This is a genomic window from Sorangium sp. So ce406, assembly GCF_051474675.1.
In the GTDB taxonomy this organism is placed as follows: Bacteria; Myxococcota_A; Polyangia; order Polyangiales; family Polyangiaceae; genus Sorangium; species Sorangium cellulosum_G.
On the sequence record NZ_CP150340.1, the window covers coordinates 7,305,580 to 7,323,813 of the forward strand.

Annotated in this window: 16 protein-coding genes; 3 read left to right on the forward strand and 13 right to left on the reverse strand. The window is 74.3% G+C overall.

Annotated elements, in window-relative coordinates; translation table 11 throughout:
• Positions 1-197: 197 nt before the first annotated feature.
• From WME96_RS27050 to WME96_RS27090, 9 genes are all read right to left on the reverse strand, one after another.
• The gene (locus WME96_RS27050; RefSeq protein WP_061619525.1) at positions 198-887 is read right to left on the reverse strand and encodes a LolA family protein; all 690 of its coding nucleotides are present in this window, start codon (positions 885-887) and stop codon (positions 198-200) included.
• 196 nt (positions 888-1,083) lie between these two features.
• Complete coding sequence (gene ruvC / locus WME96_RS27055; RefSeq protein WP_433926743.1) at positions 1,084-1,623, reverse strand: crossover junction endodeoxyribonuclease RuvC; 540 nt, start codon at positions 1,621-1,623, stop codon at positions 1,084-1,086.
• A gap of 4 nt (positions 1,624-1,627) precedes the next feature.
• Positions 1,628-3,136 (reverse strand): FAD-binding oxidoreductase, encoded by a 1,509-nt coding sequence (locus WME96_RS27060; RefSeq protein WP_437284476.1) that lies wholly within the window; start codon positions 3,134-3,136, stop codon positions 1,628-1,630.
• Between the two features lie 79 nt (positions 3,137-3,215).
• Positions 3,216-5,363, reverse strand: coding sequence for a hypothetical protein (locus WME96_RS27065; protein WP_437284477.1), 2,148 nt, complete (start codon positions 5,361-5,363; stop codon positions 3,216-3,218).
• A 44-nt stretch (positions 5,364-5,407) separates the two neighbouring features.
• The gene (locus WME96_RS27070; protein ID WP_437284478.1) at positions 5,408-5,605 is read right to left on the reverse strand and encodes a hypothetical protein; all 198 of its coding nucleotides are present in this window, start codon (positions 5,603-5,605) and stop codon (positions 5,408-5,410) included.
• Positions 5,606-5,715: 110 nt separating this feature from the next.
• The gene (locus tag WME96_RS27075; RefSeq protein ID WP_437284479.1) at positions 5,716-6,654 is read right to left on the reverse strand and encodes an ATPase; all 939 of its coding nucleotides are present in this window, start codon (positions 6,652-6,654) and stop codon (positions 5,716-5,718) included.
• Positions 6,655-6,879: 225 nt separating this feature from the next.
• A complete protein-coding gene (locus WME96_RS27080; RefSeq protein ID WP_437284480.1) occupies positions 6,880-8,520 on the reverse strand; it encodes a hypothetical protein in 1,641 nt (546 codons plus the stop codon).
• A 12-nt stretch (positions 8,521-8,532) separates the two neighbouring features.
• Entirely contained in the window at positions 8,533-9,729 is a 1,197-nt protein-coding gene (locus WME96_RS27085) for a hypothetical protein (protein ID WP_437284481.1), read from the reverse strand.
• Positions 9,730-9,758: 29 nt separating this feature from the next.
• Positions 9,759-11,333, reverse strand: a complete 1,575-nt coding sequence (locus WME96_RS27090; RefSeq protein WP_437284482.1) for a serine/threonine-protein kinase — start codon at positions 11,331-11,333, stop codon at positions 9,759-9,761.
• Positions 11,334-11,579: 246 nt separating this feature from the next.
• Here WME96_RS27090 and pdxH point away from each other — a divergent pair, with 246 nt between their 5' ends.
• Positions 11,580-12,167, forward strand: a complete 588-nt coding sequence (pdxH, locus tag WME96_RS27095; protein ID WP_437284483.1) for a pyridoxamine 5'-phosphate oxidase — start codon at positions 11,580-11,582, stop codon at positions 12,165-12,167.
• Positions 12,168-12,178: 11 nt separating this feature from the next.
• Here the strand turns inward: pdxH and WME96_RS27100 are convergent, their stop codons facing one another.
• On the reverse strand, positions 12,179-12,553 hold the full coding sequence (locus WME96_RS27100) for an HNH endonuclease (protein ID WP_433926751.1): 375 nt from the start codon (positions 12,551-12,553) through the stop codon (positions 12,179-12,181).
• Between the two features lie 156 nt (positions 12,554-12,709).
• Between WME96_RS27100 and WME96_RS27105 the strand changes: the two genes are divergently transcribed.
• The gene (locus tag WME96_RS27105; protein ID WP_061605341.1) at positions 12,710-13,123 is read left to right on the forward strand and encodes a secondary thiamine-phosphate synthase enzyme YjbQ; all 414 of its coding nucleotides are present in this window, start codon (positions 12,710-12,712) and stop codon (positions 13,121-13,123) included.
• On the opposite strand, the gene WME96_RS27110 is transcribed toward WME96_RS27105, so the two are convergent.
• Entirely contained in the window at positions 13,104-13,571 is a 468-nt protein-coding gene (locus WME96_RS27110) for a globin domain-containing protein (protein WP_437284484.1), read from the reverse strand. The genes WME96_RS27105 and WME96_RS27110 overlap by 20 nt on opposite strands.
• 393 nt (positions 13,572-13,964) lie before the next feature.
• Between WME96_RS27110 and norR the strand changes: the two genes are divergently transcribed.
• Positions 13,965-15,539, forward strand: a complete 1,575-nt coding sequence (gene norR / locus WME96_RS27115) for a nitric oxide reductase transcriptional regulator NorR (RefSeq protein WP_437284485.1) — start codon at positions 13,965-13,967, stop codon at positions 15,537-15,539.
• Between the two features lie 84 nt (positions 15,540-15,623).
• On the opposite strand, the gene thpR is transcribed toward norR, so the two are convergent.
• Together thpR and WME96_RS27125 are read right to left on the reverse strand one after the other, a co-directional pair.
• Positions 15,624-16,211 carry an RNA 2',3'-cyclic phosphodiesterase gene (thpR, locus tag WME96_RS27120; protein ID WP_437284486.1) on the reverse strand — a complete coding sequence of 196 codons (588 nt, stop codon included), beginning with the start codon at positions 16,209-16,211 and terminating at the stop codon, positions 15,624-15,626.
• Between the two features lie 17 nt (positions 16,212-16,228).
• Entirely contained in the window at positions 16,229-18,181 is a 1,953-nt protein-coding gene (locus WME96_RS27125) for a M2 family metallopeptidase (protein ID WP_437292364.1), read from the reverse strand.
• Positions 18,182-18,234 lie beyond the last annotated feature (53 nt).

Here is an 18,234-nt window from a genome sequence, read left to right on the forward strand (position 1 = left end):
TCACTCGATATTTCTACCACGACGCGGACGCGCCGGGCATACATCCCGGAAGCGTCAGCGCGTCGCGTGGCCGCGACGCTCGCAGGCAAGGTGACGCTCCGCTTCCTCGATCTGACGCGAGCTGACGCGAGCTGATGGCGATGGCACCGGCAGCGGTCGCTGCCCGGCGCGGACGAACGGTGCGTGGCGGGATGGCGTCAGGGGCGGACGACGCGCGTGCCGGGAGGGGGCGTGAAGTCGAACTCGCCCTTCGTGACAGGCTGGTTGACGACCGGCGACGAGAAGTCGAACCGGTTCCGGTTGCCCTGCGCGTCGAGGATCAGCACGCGGCGGACCTGGTTGGTCTGCCCGTCGACGTAAAGAAGCATCTTCTGATAGGCAGGGGTCGCCTCCTTCGGCGTCCCCTCGAGGACATAGCCGCCCTCGAACTTCATCTGCGCAGGGTCGAGCAGGCGCAGCGAGAAGTCCTTCGTGAGCTGCCCCTTGCCCATCAGGAACGCGAGCGCCGCCGGGTACTGCGAGCCCTTCACCGGCGTCTCGAACATCTGCTCGTTGTCCTTCTCGTAGACCTTGATCGTGACGCCGTCGGAGACGACGCGGTTTCCGTTCGGCGCGTCGTAGATCCAGCTCATCTTGCCGGGCTTCTCGAAGGTCACCTTGCCCGTGGAGACCTTCTTCACGTCCTGGACCTTGATCGTGTACGTCTGCGTGAAGGTCGCCTTGAAGGTCTTCGTGGAGTCGTAGAACTGCTGGACGCGCCTGCCGAGCTCTTCGGCGGTGGGGCCCGCGGCCTGGGACTCGCCGGCGGTCGCCATCACGACCGTGAGGGGCGCCGTCAGCCCGATGAGGCACGCGGCGGCGAGGCGGTAAAGTGAGGTTCGCGTCATCCTTCCCGATCTCCTTTGATGTCCAGAGGCGTGTCGCCTCCGCGCTCCGTGAGACAGGGGCGCCGGTGGTGATCGCCGGCTCCCCCGGCGGCCGCCGCCCTCGCTGAAGACGGGGCGCGCCGCACCGTTTTCATTTTGGACGCGGCGCGGGCGCGTCCGATGCAGCCTCCATAGCACACGCCCCCCGGCGCCACGCTCAGGCCAGGCGCGCCCGGCGCGGCCGGGACCGGGACGGGGCGGGGGCGCCGGAGGCCGCCAGCGCGGCGGCGAAGCCGGCCGCGCTGAGGTGCGTCATCGCGATGGCGAGCGCGTCGGCGGCGTCCGGCCGCGGGGGCGCGGCGAGGCGCAGGACCGCGGTCATCACCTGCGCCACCTGCGCCTTCTCGGCCGCGCCCCGGCCGACGATCGTCCGCTTCACCAGCGCCGGCGGGTACTCCGAGATCGGCACGCCGGCCCGCGCCAGCCGGAGCAGCACGACCCCGCGCGCGTGGCCGAGCTTGGCCGCGCTCTGCGCGTCCTTCGCGAAGAACAGGCTCTCCACCGCCGCCGCGTCGGGCGCGTGCGCCGCGATCACCTTGCCGAGCTCGTCGTCGATCTCCACCAGCCGGCCGGCGAACGTCCCGCTCGTGTCGATGTCGATGACGCCGTGCGCGACGTGCTCGACCCGCGTGCCGTGCCGCACGAGCAGCCCCCAGCCGAGGTGGCGCGACCCGGGATCGATGCCGAGGACCCTCATGGGCTCAGCACGCCCCGTGCGACGGCGTCGCGACGTGGGTGGGGAAGCCCGGCGCGCGCTCGACCCCGCCGTCGCGCTCATCGCGCTCGGCCGCCTCGAGCGCGCGCCGCGGGAAGATCTTGTGCGGGTTGAGCAGGCCCTTCGGATCGAAGACGGCCTTGATCCGCTTCTCGATCGCGATGAGCTCCGGCGACTGCTCGAGCGCGAGGAAATCGGCCTTCGACGTGCCGATGCCGTGCTCGCCGCTCAGCGTGCCGCGCATGCCGATCACCGCGCGGAACAGGCGAGAAAGCGCCGTCTCGACCTGGGGAACGAGCTCGGGGTCGTTCCAGAGCAGGTTGACGTGGAGGTTGCCGTCGCCGGCGTGGCCGTACGTCAGCATGCGGACGCCCGTCGCCGCCGAGATCTCCGCGACCTCGTCGAGCAGCGCCGGGATCTTGTCGCGCGGGACCACGACGTCCTCCGAGATCTTGTGGCGCGCCATCGCGCGCGTCGCGAGCGAGAGCTGGCGGCGCGCCTCCCAGAGGCGGTCGCGCTGCGCCTTGTCCTGCGCGACGAGCACGTCGAGCCCCCCCGCATCCATGCAGACCTGACCCACGCGCTCGGTCTGGACCTCGCAGTCCGCGGGCTCGCCGTCGACCTCGATGATCAGCATCGCGCCCGCGCGCTCGTCGACCCCGACGCCGCGCGCCCGGACCGCCTCGAGCGTCGGGCGGTCGAGCAGCTCGAGGCAGCGCGGGACGACGCCGGCCGCGACGAGCGCGCTCACCGCGCGGCCGCTCGCGCGGACGTCCGGGAACAGGCAGAGCATCGTCATGACCGACGGGGGCTTCGCGATGAGCCGGAGCGTCGCCTCCGTCGTGATCGCCAGCGTGCCCTCGCTGCCGACGAGCAGCGCCGTGACGTCGTAGCCCGTCACGCCCTTCACCGTGCGCCGGCCGGTGCGGAGGCGCGTGCCGTCGATGAGGATCGTCTCGAGGCCGAGCACGTAGTCGCGCGTGGGGCCGTACTTGAAGGCGCGCGGCCCGGCGGCGTTCTCGGCGATGTTGCCGCCGAGCGCGCACATCTTGAGCGAGTTCGGATCGGGCGGGTAGAAGAGCCCCTCGGCCTCCACCGCCGCGTGCAGATCGGCGAGGATGACGCCCGGCTCGACGACCGCGACCTGCTCCTCGCGGCTGATCTCCTTGATGGAGTTCATGCCGATGGTGGCGATGACGATCCCGCCCCCCACGGGCACCGCGCCGCCCGACTTGCCGCTGCCGGCGGCGCGCGGCACGACCGGCACCTCCGCCTCGCTCGCCGCCCGCACCGCCTTCTCGATGTCGGCCGGCGACGACGCGAGCACGACCGCATCCGGGCTCACCGGCGGCTGATCCGACTCGTCCCCCGCGTACGCAGCGCACCCATCGGCCGACGTGATGACCTTGGAGGGGCCGAGCGCGCGCTCGAGGAGCCGGCGCGCCTTGTCGATGGCCGACGCCGACGGGCGAGGGAATGTAGGGTGAAGTCGCATGGCCTTGGTCCGCTCACCTTACCGCGGATCGCCGGGCGCTGCTGCGGGATCCGCGCGGGCGGGCTCGGGGGTGGGGCCGTCAGAGCAGATCGAGAAAGGCGAGGAGCGCCTCGGTGGCGCCGGGATCCAGCGCGGCGAGGCCCTCGCCCGCGGGCGCGCCGTCGTGGAAGAAGGCGCCCGGCGCGGCGAGGGGGCCCGCGGCAAGCGGCGCGGCGAAGCGCGCCCGCTCGAGCACGTCGCGCAGCGTCCTGGCCGAGCCGTTCGTGAAGTAAGGCCGCTTCTTGTAGAGCCGCCGGAGCGACGGCACCCGCGCGCCCTCCTCGTGCACGTACGGCACGACGCCGGTCTTCTCGTACCCGGCCCTCCCCCACACGATCGCCCCCTCGGGCGCGAGCACGAGCTCCTCCCAGCGCTCGAACGGCACCGCGGAGCCGGGATCGTCGCTGCGGAGCACGGGCGCGTGGCAGCGCGCGCAGCGGTCCAGGAACACCCGCGCGCCGTCGCGCTCGAGCGGGGTGAAGGCCGCGCGGCCGAGGACGGCGGGGTTCGCGCGGTGCGAGAACGCCATGAGGAAGCTCATGAGCGCGCGACGGAGCGCCTCGGGCGGCAGCTCGGCGCGCGCGGCGCCCCCGGCGCTGAAGACCCCGAGGTCGGCGAGCCACGGCGCGGCCTCGCTCGGGAGGGAGAACCACGGGTCGTGGCCGCTCAGCGCGCCGGCGACGCGGAACTCGTTGTCCGCGACCGTGGTGAGATCCGGGTCGAGGGCGCGCGAGAAGTGGGGGCGGTTGTTGAACAGGCCGAGCAGCGGCTTGGTCGTGGCGCGCACGTCGCCGCGGCCGGTGTGGTGCGTGCGGCCGTCGACGTACCCCTCGAAGTGGCACGTCTCGCACGTGAACCGGCTGAGCGGCCCGTCGGTCGTGTTCCAGGGAGCCATCAGCGACGTGAAGAAGAGCGCCTCGCCGAGGCGGACCTCCTCGGCGCGGGCATCGTCGCCGCCGTCGGGGACCGGCCGCTTCTCGAGCGCGCCGCCCGCGTCGAGCAGCCACGCGTCGAGCAGGGGGTTCGCGTAGGCGAACGCGCCGTCGCCGAGCGCCACCATCGCGGCGACGCCGGGGACGAGCGCGCGGGTGGAGACCTCGGGCGCGGGCGAGAGGCCGGCGTGCGAGGCGCGGAAGAGGAGCTCGGCGCGGCGATCGCCGCCGTAGCCGGTCGCGATCACGCGCACGTCGGCCGCGCCGGGGACGGCCGAGAGCGAGATCGCCTTCGGGGTGAGGACGCCGTGCTCCGAGACGTTCACGGCCGAGAGGCGCGTCACCTCGGGCCGCGCGCCCGTGGCGACGCGGTAGAGGAAGACGAACGAGTCGATGTAGCCGAACGAGCCGCCGGTCCGGTCGAGCGGGTGATCCTCGACCCCGCCCGCGGCGAGCAGGAGCCCGCCGCCTTCGGTCTCGAGCGCGTCGAAGCTCCAGAGGGGGCCGTCGTGACGGATACGCGCGGCGCCGCCGGAGAGCGGGCGGCCGTCCGCGCCGACCGGGAGGACGACGAGCGTGTGGTCGAGGAGGCAGGCGACGATGAGGTGACGCGCGAGGCGCACGACGCGGAATGGGCCGGCGCCGATCGGCTCGTCCCAGCGCTCGACGTCGAGGCGCCCGCCCGCGCCGGCGCGGCCGGGGCGCAGCGTCAGGAGCGCGCCGGCGCGCTCGTCGAGCGCGTAGAGGACGCCCTCGGGGCCGGCCGCGAGGTCGCGGATGCCGCGGACGCCCGCGAGCTCGACGCGCCCGGCGGGCTCGAGCGAGGCGCCGCGGACGGCGTAACGGAAGAGCGCGGGCGACGCCTCGCCGCTCGCGAAGACCTCGCCCGAGGGCACGACCGCGACCCCCGTCGGCGAGGCCGGCGCGGGCGCGCGGGAGAGCTCGCGCAGCGACGCGTCGAGCAGGACGAGCGCGTCGCGGCCGCGGAGCGGCGAGAGCAGCGCCGGCGCGCCCGGCGCGGCGGGGCGGCCCCGCGGATCCACGGGGCGGAGCGCGATCGGGTCGGGCCCGAGGAGGCGGTCGGAGCTGGGCAGGCGGGAGAAATCAGCGGCGGCGCGGCGGGACGCCTCGAGCTGCCGCAGCGGCTCGAGCCGATCCGGTCCGCCGCCGCCAGCAGCCGGCGACGCGGGGCGACCGTCGCAGGCCAGCGCCGCGAGGCCGAGCGAGAGCGCAAGCGCGAGGCGCGTCGCGTCCATGCGTCGAGGCGACAGGGCGGCGGCGGCGCGCGCCGCCGCGCGGATCACCAGCCGCCGGTGCTCGCCGGCTTGGCGGTCTCGACCGGCGCCGCCTTCGCGGGCTCGGCCTTGGGCGCGGGCTGCGCCGCCTCGGCCGTTGTCGCCGGCTTCGGCGGCTCGGGCTTCACCTGCTGGTGCTTGTCCTCGCAGCCGAAGAGACACGCGGCGCCGAGCGCCACGAGCACCGTCACAACATTCTTCATGGGCTCCTCCTGAACGAGGCGGCAAGCCAACCACATCCGCCGGGCGCTCGGAAGATCGGAAGAGGGCGCGCGGTCCACATCGTGCCAGGGCGGCGCGGCGCAGGGGTGACCTAGGCGGGCGGCGCGTCGGCGTCAGCGCGGTATCCGGCGTAGATATCGACGCTGCCGCTCGCGCCGCGCTCGGCCTCCTTGCCTCGCTCCGGCTCGGCGCCCGCGTCGTCTCCCGCGGCAGTGAACACGCGCAAGCATTCGTAATCTTTCATCTTATCGGAGTCGCCGTACCAGTACTCGGCCGCCGCGCGCACGCGGCGCTCGGCGCGCATCGCGAGCGCGTACGCGGCGTCGCGCAGCCGGCGCGCGCGCCGCGCTTCGGTCGAGAGCGTCCTGTCGTCGACGAGGCGGGAGAGGAGCGGCGCCAGCGCCCCGAGGCGCGCGGCGGCGTCCGCCTCGCCGCGCGGGGCCTGCTGGAGGGCGTCGCCGTGCTCCGCGCAGAGCGCGAGCAGCTCGGATACGCCCTGGATCAGCTCCGCGTCGCCGCGGGCGCGGATCAGGGAGACGCGCCGCTGGCCCTCCGGGTCGCTCCTGAAGCGGAGGTCGAAGAAGCGCAGCAGCGTTCTCCGGTGCTGGCCGGCCTCGTTCGCGGGCTGCTCGACGCTCGTCGCCGCCCTCCGCGGACCCCGCTGCGTCGCCTGCCAGCGCGACTGCGCAAGGCGCAGAAGCTCGATCTTGTCGCGGAAGCCGCGGATCTCGTCGCGCGTGAGCGGCGGGTCGTCGCCCGCGAACGGCGCGCGCAGGAGGTCCGCCGCGTCACGCTGCGCGGCGCGCTGGAGCCGGCTCAACCAGGCGACGTGGGGCGCGAGGTCTCCGGGGAGGAGGAGCAGCACGTCACCGAGCGACTCGGCCTCTCGGGCGAGCTCGGCTTCGCGGGCGGCCGTGAGGTGGTGTCGCGGCGCCGGGCGGGGAGATCCCGGGAGCGCGGATCTCACCGTATCGGGTGTTCTGCTCTTCTTGCCGTTCCTCGACGGCGTGGAGGACGTCCTCGGTGCCACTCGAGCCTCCTTGCCGGGGCGGGACCCCTGCATTTCCGGCTCCGGGGCGCAGCCGGAACCTCGAGCGTTACCATCGCGGCGCGGACGATCGCCAGAGGAATCGAGCCGCTCGCGGGCGACGACCGAGGGGGGCAGGCGTGTCATCGCGCGTCAGCGGTGGATACGAAGGGGCGCGGGCCGATGCGACCGAGCGTCGAGGACGCTCGTCCGGGCGCACGGGGACGGCTAGGGCTCGAGCACCGTGACGAACAGGTCGCGCCGCTCGGAGGAGAGAACGCCGTCGGGGGTATCGCCGAATCGCATGCTGAAGAAGAAGTTGCCCGCCGCGACGACCGCGCCCGAGGGATCCATCGCGACCGTCCCCTCCTGGATGAACTCGTCGCCGACCCGCGTGCTCCAGAGATACTCGCCGTCCGGCGCGTACTTGGCAGCGAAGAAGTCCGGCTGGTACGTCGTGCCGTCGGGCAGCGACGTGCCGTGCTTCATGCCGCCGCCGAAATCGATCCCGGTCGACGCGGCGTCATCGACCAGGGTGCCGCCGATCACCACGTTGGACCCGCGATCCGTGCCGATCGAGGCGCTGCGCTGAACGCCTGTGTCCCCGAGCGCCCTCGCCCACTCCGGCTCTCCCCGATCGGCGCTCAGCCGGGCGACGAACATGTCGTCTTCCTCCGCGGCCGGAGCCACGTTGGTCAGGACCGGCAGCGAGCCGAGCACGAGATCCTTCTGGAACGTGCCAGTCACGTAGACAGCGCCCGAGCAGTCGATGGCGACCGCGGTCCCGCGCTGCATGCCGTTCTCCGTGTGGACGGCCGCGGTCCCGCCGAAGATCCGGCTCCAGATCGGCTTGCCGCTCGGGTCGAGCTTGACCACGAAGACGTCGAACGCGCCGCGGTGCTCGTCGGTGCTCCGGAACGCATGGCGGTCCGTGGGGCCCGTCAGCGCGATGTTCCCCGCGGCGTCGACGTCGAGGCCGAGGGGGATCCCGGGATCGAACCAGATCGGCTCATAGCGGCCCCACAGCTCGTTGCCCTGCGCATCCAGCTTGCCGAGGAAGACGCCGCGCTCGTCCACGTTGCCGAAGGTCTCGCCCGCGAACGCGACCGGTCCGTCGATGTACAGCGCCACCACGACCGCCTCGTCACCGTCGACGGCGACGTTGAGGCCCATGTGCTGACCAGCGCCGCCGATGCGGCGGCTCCAGCGGAGCTCGCCCTCCCGGGTGAGCCGCGCGACGAAGGCGTCCTGGTCCTGCGCGACGAGCTGCTCCCCGGCGTTGAAAGAGAAGGCGCCGTCGTACCAGCCGGTCAACACGATGTCGCCGGACCCGGCCGCCACCTTCACCGCGGAAGGCTCCTGCGTGTTCTCGCCCGAGAAGCCGACGGCCCAGCGAGGCCGGCCGCTCGCCTTGTCGAGGCTCGTCAGGAACATGTCGAAGCCCGTTCCGTGCGGGTAGTCGAGGACATCGCGGCCGATCTGGAGGTGGCCCTCGCTGTACACGCCGGCGGCGATGACGTCGTTGTTCCCGCCCCACGCGACGGCGGTCGCCATCGCGTTCGAGGACGCCGCGGACTGCGCCGCCCAGCGGAGCGCGCCCGTGAAGGGCCCGCCGCCGCCCGTGCCACACGTCGAAGAGCCGCCCGCGCCGCCGCCCTCTCCGGCGCTGCCCGCGCCGCCGCCCTCTCCCGCGCCGCCGCCGCCCTCTCCGGCGCTGCCCGCGGCGCCGCCGCCCTCTCCCGCGCCGCCCTCTCCGCCGGCGCCCGCAGCGCCCGAGCCGGCGCCGATCGGCTTACCCGCCTCGATGCCGAAGACCGCGTTGCAACCCGCGAGCGCGAGCATCGCGACGAAGCTGTAGCTGCCCCTCATGACGCGCTCCGCTCAGAGCTTGCCCTCGAGCCACACGCTCCCGGGGCCGATGCCGACGCGCGCGCTCCAGGGCGCGCCGCCCGTCAGCCCGCGCGCGGACGCCGTCCCGGCGGGCGGCGCCGAGGGGGCGGTGATCCAGAGGATAGCCCCGCCAGCGGCGAGGACCGCCCCGGCGATGAACACCGCCGTCCCGATGTTGCCCTTCATGACCGCGTCGTCGCGCAGGTCGAGGCCCGTCTGGTCGACGCACTCGCCCGCCTCGTTGCAGTGGCCGCCCTCGGTGGCCTTGTCGAAGGTCGACTTGGCCATGAAGCCGAGCGCCGTGCCCACGCCGAGGCCGACCACCCCGAGCCCCACCCCCACGATGCCGATCGGCTTGCGGATGCTCCCGCCCTGCGGCGAGGGCGCGTCGGCCTTCGGCGGGTCGGCCGGCGGCGGCGCGGCGATCGCCTTCGGCGCGACGTCCGTTCCCGGGGCGGCGCTCGACGCCGGCGCGCGCGCAAGCGCCGGCACGGTGACGCTCACGACGCCCGGCTTCTCGACCGCGATCGTCGTCTCCCAGGGGCTGTGCCCGGGCGCCGCGGCGGCGACCCGGTGCTCGCCGGGGTCGAGCGGCACCGCCGTCCCCCAGAGCGCGCGCCCGACGGGGACGCCGTCCCGCGTGAGCTCCAGGCCGGCGACCGCCGACTCCGGGGGAACCACGATCTGAAGGCGCGAGAGCCGCGGCTCGAGCGCGGCGGCCCGGGCGCGCGCCACCCGCTCGCGCTCCATCTGCCCGGCCGACAGCGAGGCGGCCGCGACGTCGCGGAAGCCGATCCACGCCGTCGCCGTCCTGCCGATGCGCTCGTGGCAGTCCGAGAGGTTGAAGAGGGTGCCGATGCCGGGGTCGATGCCGTGGCTCTCTGCGAACTTCGGGCACGCCTCGGCGTACTTGCCGGCGGCCATCAGCGCGCGCCCCTCGTCGAACAGCGCGACCGCGGCGGCGCGCTCCTCCCGGGTGGGCTCCGCGGCGCGCGCGGCGGGCGCGAGCGCGGTCAGCGCGGCGAGCGTCGACAGGAGCGCGAGCGCTCGGCGCGGCGCGCCGCCGGCCGGGGGCGCGCTGGAGGCCGCCGCGCGGCGGCGCGCGCCGCCGGTCAGGGGCGCGCTGGAGGCTGACGCGCGGCGCCCGGCCTCCGGACAGGTGCTCGACAGACGACGATGGCAGAGCAAGACGGGACCTCGCTTGGGCTCACGTGGTGTCATCGCGGATCGGAGAAGAGCTCGTCCTGCGGGCGGGTCGGCGTGGGCCGGGGCTTCGGCGGACGCCCCCCCGGCGGCCGCGTCCCCCTGACGGACGCGGCGAGCTGCGGCGCCGCAGATCCGCTCGCCGCCGGCTGGACCGCCGCGCTCGCCGCCGGCTGGACCGTCACGCTCGCCGCCGGCTGCGCCGTCGCGCTCGAGCCCGCCGGCGGCGCGGGGCCCCCGTCGAGGAGCTCGGGGACCTTGCCGGCCGTGAGACCGGTCGCAGGCGGCGCCTCGCCCGGCGGCGGCGCCTCGGGCGCGGACGCGGGAGCCCCGGTGGCGGAGGGCGCGACGTCCGGCGCAGGGGGCCGGAGCGCGAACCACGCGAGCCCCGCGGCGCCGAGGAGCGCCGCGGCGATGCCCGCCGCGATCCCGAGGGCGCGCGCGCCGGAGCGGCCCTTGCCCGACGAGGCGCGCGTGCCGCCCCAGGAGCGATCCGTGGCCGCGCCGTCGGACAGGACCGCCGTGGGCGCGCCCCACGCGGCCTCCGCCGGCGCGCCCCGCCCGCCCGAGCTGCCGCCGGCGGGCGGCGTCGCGACGAGGGGCCCGGGCGCCGTGGAGAGCGGGCGCCGCGGCGACGCGAGCGCGCGGCCGCCGTCGGCGGCCCCGTCCACCGCCGAGTCGCGGCGGATCCGCAGCACGCGCGCGGCGCGCTCGGCCAGGTGCTGCGCGTGCGGGGGCGCGAACGGGGCGAGCTCGGCGGCGAGCTCGGCGATGCTGCCGAAACGATCGGCAGGGCTCTTCTGCAAGCAGCGCTGGACCGCCCACTCGAGCCGAGCGGGCACGTCGGCGCGCACGGCGACGATCTGCGGCGGCCCCTCCAGGATGCGGTCGTAGATCTCCATCACGGAGTCGCCCCGGAAGGGGATGGCGCCCGTGAGGAGCTGGTAGAGGATCGCGCCCATCGACCAGACGTCGGCGCGCGCGTCGACGTTCTTCGAGGAGACCATCTGCTCGGGCGCCATGTAGAGCGGCGAGCCCAGCATCGCCGCGCTCTCGGTCATGTCGTGCTCCTTGGGCGCCGTGGTCTCGGCCCCGAGGGCCATCTTGGAGATGCCGAAGTCGATGACCTTGATGAGTGGGCTGCCGTCGGCCCGCTGGCTGAGGAACAGGTTGCCCGGCTTGAGGTCGCGATGGATGATGCCCAGCGCGTGCGCCTCCGCGAGCGCCTCGCACGCCTGCAGCAGGTAGTCGCAGGCGAGCTCGACCGGGAGCGGCCCGCGGTCACGCAGGAGGGCCTTCAGGTCGGTGCCCTCGAGGTACTCCATCACGAGGTAGGGCTCGCCCCGCGCGAGCGTGCCGACGTCGAACACGCGCGTCACGTGCTCGCTCCGGATGCGCGCCGCGGCCTGCCCCTCCCGCAGGAAGCGCGCGACGAGATCCGCCCGCTCGCGCGCCTTCGGCAGCAGGAACTTGATGGCCACCCGCTCGCCGAGCAGGAGGTGGCGGGCGGCGACGACCACGCCCATCCCGCCCTCCCCGAGGACGCGCTCGACCTCGTATTTCTCCGCGAGGACGTCCCCCACGCTCACCGGTGCGACCATGCACGCCCTCGCTCTGGCTCCTCGCTAGTATCAAACCAGGGAGTGGGCCACAACGCGAGCTTTCCCGGAAAGGAAGGCCGATGTGCGCCCGACGCGCCACGGAGCACCTCGCGCGGGCTCCCCGTACGGCGGCGCAGCGACACCGCGACAAGGCCGCGGCCCGCAGCGATACGGCGAGCCGTTCGGGTTCGCCAGGGGCGCCCCGCGCCTGTATATGCATGCCGCAATTTCACCATGACCACCGAGCCGACCGATCCCCTCGTCCTCGCGCGCGAGCTCCTCGAGCAGCGGCAAACCTCCGAACCGACCGACGCGACGGCCATGACGCTGGCCACGGCGGACGCGTCGGGGCGCCCCTCGGCGCGGATGGTGCTGCTGAAGGGCATCGACGATCGCGGGTTCGTGTTCTTCACCAACCACGGGAGCCGCAAGGCGATGGATCTCGAGGCGAACCCGTTCGCCGCGCTGTGCATCCACTGGGCGAGGGCGGCGGAGCAGATCCGGGTGGAGGGCCGCGTCGAGCGGATCAGCGACGCGGAGTCGGACGCCTACTTCGCGACCCGCCCCCGCGGCAGCCAGATCGGCGCGTGGGCGTCGCGGCAGAGCGCGCCGCTGCCCTCGCGCGAGCGGCTCATCGAGCGCGTGCGCGAGATCGAGGCCCGCTTCGAGGGGCAGCCGGTGCCCCGGCCGGCGTTCTGGGGCGGCTACCGGGTCGTGCCCGAGCGCATCGAGGTCTGGCGGGGCCAGGAGAGCCGACTGCACGACCGGCTGGTCTACCTGCGCGACGGCGGCGGCTGGCGCGTCGAGCGCCTGTACCCCTGATCGCGGCGGCGCTACGCGCCGGTCGCGCGGCGGCGGCTCGCCTTGCGCTCCCTGAGCCGCTCGATCACCGCGACGAGCTTCGGGTCGTCGCGGCGCCGCACGTCGAGCCGCATGCCCTTCAGCGCGTTGCACCGGCCGCACGCGAGCGCGAGGTTGTCGAGCGCGTCCGTGCCGCCATGCGTGCGCGGGACGATGTGCTCTATCGTCGCGCGCTGGATCGGCTCGCCGTCGAGGCCGACGACGACGTGCGACAGGCAATGGATGCACTTGCCCACCCACGCCGCCTGGCCGCGGATCTCGGTGCGCTCGAACGTGGCGTCGGTCGCCACGATGTCCAGGATCAACCGGCGCCGCGCGGCCTTCACGGCGCGCGATCGTAGCCTCACGTCGCCGGGCTCGCACGCGGTTCGCGCCGGGCCGGCAGGTGGGCTATGGATCCCCGGAGCCGGCGCGCGCCGCGGGGAGCAGGCGGCCGGGGCGCGGTCGCGCGGTCACCGAGGGCGCGCCCCGCCGCGCCCCGCGACGCGCGCGCGGGAGGAGCCATGAAGTCGAAGACCGACTATTTCTACTTCGAGACGAAGGCCAAGCGCGAGCTCATCAACGTCACCGACCGCGTCGCGGCGGTCGTCGCGGCGAGCGGCATCCAGGAGGGCATGGTCCTCGTGAGCGCCATGCACATCACCGCCGGCGTGTTCGTGAACGACCACGAGCCGGGCCTCTGGGAGGACATCTGGACGTGGCTCCAGGAGCTCGCGCCCGAGGGGCCCGACTACAACCACCACAGGACCGGGGAGGACAACGGCGACGCCCACCTCAAGTCGATCCTCGTGCACCACCAGGTGATCGTGCCGATCACCGCGGGCAAGCTCGATCTCGGCCCGTGGCAGCAGATCTTCTACGCGGAGTTCGACGGCAAGCGGCGCAAGCGCGTCGTCGTCAAGGCGATGGGGGAGTGACGCCGCCGGCGGCCTGGCCCGCGGCGGGACGGACGGCGCCGTGCTCCCTCGCCCCGCGCTGCATGAGCGAGGCGATCGCGCCGAGCGCGTCCGACCAGGCCTGCTGGTGCGCCGGGGACCAGGCGGGGCCGGCGACCTCGGACATCGCGGTGATCAGCGCATCGGCGACCCAGGGGTACATCTCGTCCGTGACGCCGTAATCGACGTGCTTGGCCCCCATCGCCATCAGCTTCTCCTCGAGCCAGGACGCGTCCTCCAGCCGGTCGATGACCGCGACGAGCGCCTCCGCGAGCATCTTCTCCTGATGCTCCCGGCTGTTGCGCCCGAAGAGCGGCCTCACCTGCGGGTAGCGCGAGAACAGGATCCCGTAGAAACGGTGCGTGAGGTTGGGCTCCCTCTCGAGCACGAGCTCGAAGCTCTCCCGCAGCAAGCCGACGTTCAATCCCATGACATACCTCCCAGCGGTCGCTGCGCCGCGCGCAGGCCGTCGTCCATCGTCAATCCGCGCATCGTCCGTCGCGATCAGCTCACGTCAGGTGACGTGGGATTCACGAGCTCCACCGGCTGATCGCTCGTCGCTCGCAGGCTTCGCACGGGCCATGCCAGAGGCGCCTCGCCCGTGAACCGCGCGGATCCCGCGGGATCGGCGCGCCCGGCGGCCGGGGCGGTCTCCCCAGGGAAACCTGGCGAGCTGCCGCGCGCGGTCGTCGCTCGCGCGCGCCGCCCCGCCTGCGCGCTTGCCCCGCCCGGCCCCGCGGTGTTTCCTGCCGTGGTCACGCTGTCTCCTGCCGTGGTTTCCGGCAGGAAACCGCCGCCGCCCCCGTCTCCCCGAGGAATCCTCGTGACCCTGCTCGACGCCGTGCTCAGCCTGTCCGAAGCGCCCGCCCGGGACGAGGCGCTGCAGCGGATCCTGCGCGCGCTGGCGCGGGCGACGGCGGCGGACGCGCTGTCGGTGCTCACGGCCGCGGACGACGGGTCGGTCGGCGTCGCCGCGCAGATCGGGCTGTCTCCGGCCGCCCTGGGGCTCAGCTTCACGCCCGCGGAGCACCCGCGGCTCCGCCGGGCGACCCTGGCGGCCGGGCCGATCCGGTTCCTCGATCCGAGCGAGCCCGACCCGTACAGCGGCTGGCTGCTCGGCAACACCGGCGAGATCCACCCGATCCACGCCTGCATGGCCGTCCCGCTCCGCGTGCAGGGCCGCCTCGCCGGGCTGCTCACGCTGGACGCGTGCGATCCCCAGGGCCTCCGCGGCCTCGGCGACGACGACGCGCGCGTGTTCGCCGGGCTCTGCGCCGGCGCGCTGCGGCTCGACGGCGGCGCCGGGCTGGCCCTCTCCGCGGGGGCGCGCCGCGCGGCCGACCCCGCGCCCGGCGGCGGCGCGCTGCCCGGCCGCTCGGCCGCGATGCGGCGGATCGAGCGCGAGATCGCGGTGCTCGCCCCGCTGTCGGTGCCGGTGCTCGTCACGGGCGAGACGGGCGTGGGCAAGGAGCTCGTCGCCCGCGCGCTGCACGAGCGGTCGCCCCGGGCGAGCCGGGCGCTCGTGATCGTCAACTGCGCGGCGATCCCCGCGCAGCTCGTCGAGTCGGAGCTCTTCGGCCACCGGAAGGGCGCCTTCACCGGCGCGACGGCGGCGCGCGCCGGCAGGTTCGAGGCGGCCCACGGCGGGACGATCTTCCTCGACGAGATCGGCGAGCTCCCGCTGGCAGCGCAGGCGCAGCTCCTGCGCGCGCTGCAGGAGGGGGAGATCCAGCCCGTGGGCGAGGACCGGGCGCGCCGCGTCGAGGTGCGGGTCGTCGCGGCCACGAACCGCGATCTGCGGCGGGAGGTCGCCGAGGGGCGCTTCCGCGCCGATCTGTTCCACCGGCTCTGGGTCTACCCGATCTGCGTGCCCCCCCTGCGCGAGCGGCGCGAGGACATCCCGGCGCTCTGCGAGCGCTTCGCCGCGGAGATCGCGGCCGAGCTCGGCGCCGCGCGGGTGGACTTCACCGAGCCGGCCCTGCGCGCGCTCACCCAGGCCGCCTGGCCGGGCAACGTCCGCGAGCTCAAGAACGCCGTGGAGCGCGCCGTGCTGCGCCGGACCATGGCCGAGGGCACCGGCGCCGCCGGCAGGGAGCTCGTCCTCCGCCGCGAGGACGTCGACGCCGGCGACGACGGCGGCTCCGACGAGCGCGGCGCGGCGCGGATCGAGCTCGCCGAAGAGCGGCTGTGGCTCACGGGCGCGCCGCCGGAGGCGCCCGTGGAGCCGCTGGTCGAGGCGCTGGAGCGGGCGCGGCGCGAGGCGTTCGCGCGCGCCTTCCGGGCGGCCGGCGGCAACGCCGCGATGGCCGGCCGGCTGCTCGGGGTGAGCCGATCGTTCGCCTACAAGGAGGCGGTGCGGCTCGGTCTTATCCCTCCGCCCGAGCCGCGCCGGCGCTGAGCCGCCCGGGAGAGCTCCCACCCCTTCACGCCGCGCCGGCGCTGAGCCGCCCGGGAGAGCTCCCGCCCCTTCAGGGGGCGGCGCTCAGTGCCCCGGCCCCGGGGCGCCGATCCCCTCGAGCGGCACCCGCGCGAGCGCCGTGTAGCGCGCGCCCTTCGGGGTGAGCTCGCTGTGGTAGACGATGATCTCGTCGACCCGGGTCTCGCCGAAGTCGACGTCGCCGATCGCCTGGGCGCACGCCTCGAGCGCCGGATCGCCGCGCGGGTCGCGCGAGCGGGCGAGCGTGAGGTGCGGCTCGAACGGCCGGTCCTCCGGCACGTAGCCCGTCGACATCGAGAGCGTCTGCTCCAGGTCACGGTGGATCGCGGTGAGGGCGCGGACCTCGCCGCCCACGCCGAGCCAGAGCACGCGCGGCCGGCGCCGCGCGCCGAACGCGCCGCCCTTCTCGATGCGCAGCGTGAGCGGCCTGTGGAAGGCGGCGACGCTCCCGGCCGCCGCGATGACGAGGGGCAGACGCTCCTCGCCGATCTCGCCCATGAAGGCGAGCGTGATATGCAGCCCCGCAGGCTCCACCCACTTGGCGGACGGAGCCCGGGGCGAGAGCTCCCGAAGGAGATCTCCAGCCTTGGCGAGGAGCTCGGCTCCCGGATCGACAGCGACGAAGACGCGCACAGCTCACCTACGCCCGACTACCACCCACAGACTTCATTCTTGTTCTGCTCCTTGAGCCATCTCCGGAGCGGCTCGAAGTACTCGAGCATCGCGCCCGGATCGGCCTCGCTCTCGCCGGTCATCGCCTGCATCGCCTCCTGCCAGGGGCGGCTCGCGCCGAGCGACAGCATGGCGCGCAGCTTCTCCCCCGCGGCCTTGCTGCCGTAGATCGAGCACGTGTGGAGCGGCCCCGTGTGCCCGGCCGCCTTGCACAGCGCGCGGTGGAACTGGAACTGATAGATGCTCGCGAGGAAGTAGCGCGTGTACGGGACGCTCGCCGGGACGTGGTACTTCGCCCCCGGATCGAAGTCGGCCTCGCTGCGGGGCACCGGCGGCGCGACGCCCTGGTACTTCAGCCGCAGCGCCCACCACGCCTGGTTGTAGTCGGCCGGCCTCGTCTTGCCCGCGAAGACGTCCCACCGCCACTGGTCGATGAGCTTCCCGAACGGGAGGAACGCGATCTTGTCGAGCGCCTTCTTGAAGAGGAAATTGATGACCCCCTTCTCGTCCTCGGGCACCCGGTCGACGAGCCCCAGCGTCTTCAGGTAGGCCGGCGTCACGGAGAGGGCCAGCGTGTCCCCGATCCCCTCGTGGAAGCCCTCGTTGGCGCCGGACTGGAACAGGATCGGGAGCTTGTAATACTGATGATAATAGTAGATGTGCCCGAGCTCGTGGTGGATCGTGATGAGATCCTCCTCGGTCGGCTCGACGCACATCTTGATGCGGAGATCGTCCCGATCGCCCACGTCCCAGGCGTTCGCGTGGCAGACGACCTCGCGATCGGCCGGCTTCTTGAGCAGCGAACGCTCCCAGAACGTCGCCGGCAGCGGGTCGAACCCGAGCGAGGTGAAGAACCGCTCGCCGAGGGCGACCATCTGCTTCTCGTCGAGCTTCTTCGCCTTGATCTTCCGCGTCACGTCGAGCGACGGCTGGCCCTTGTACGGCTCCATGAGCGCGTAGACGTTCGACCATTCCTGCGCCCACATGTTGCCGAGCACGTGGGCCGGGATCGGGGCCTTGTCGCCGATCCTGTCCTTGCCGTGGATCGCGCGCAGCCTGGCGCGCACGTGGCAGTGCAGCTCGTCGTAGAGCGGCTTCAGCTTGCCCCAGAGCCGGTCGGTCTCGGCCTCGAACGCCTCGGGGGACATGTCGTATCCGGCTCGCCAGAGCGCGCCGACGTCCGGGAAGCCGATCTCCGCGGCCCCCTTGTTGCCGAGGGCGACGTAGCGCTCGAACTTCGGCCGGAGCGGCGGCGCGATCGCGTGCCAGCCGGCCCACGCCTCGAGCAGCTCGTCCCATTGACGGCTGGTCCTGAGGACCTCGGAGAGCTCATTGAGCGCGAGGCACTTCGGCGCCGCCCCGCCCGCGGCCGCAGCGCCGCGCCCGCCGACCGACGCGGCGCCGCCCGCCGCCCCGGCCTGCCCGAGCTTGCCCTTGGGGCAGTACTTGCCCTTGCCGTACAGGCTCGTCATCTCGACCGAGAGCGCGGCGAGCTCCGCGCGCTCCGCCGGGTCGCTCGGGGCCGGCAGGGTCGTCGAGACCTTGAGGAGCGTCCGCTGGCGCGCGAGATCCGCGGGCAGCGCGAGCCCGTCGAAGCGCGTCGCCGCCTTCATCGTGCGGTTGAGGTACTCCATGCTCGCCTCCTCGGCGGAGGCAGAGAGCGCGTCGGTGTCGTCCGTGAGGAAGGTCTGGTTGACCCACGCCGCGCGCGCGCCCTGGAGCCGGAGCGCGCGCAGGTCCCTGTCGACGCCGGCCAGGAAGGCCTGCGCCTCGGCCACGGTGGGGGGCGCGGCCTGCCGGGGGGCGGCCTGGGGCGGCGGCGCCGCGGGCGCGGCCAGCGCCGCGGGCGCCTCCTGGCCGGGGGACGGCGGCGGCGCGGCCGGTGACCCGGCGCCGCTGCAGGCCGAGCCGAGCCCGAGCGCGACCACCATCACGGGGCGCAGGACGGCCGTCCGGGCGAGGGCATGGCGGACCACGGGACCTT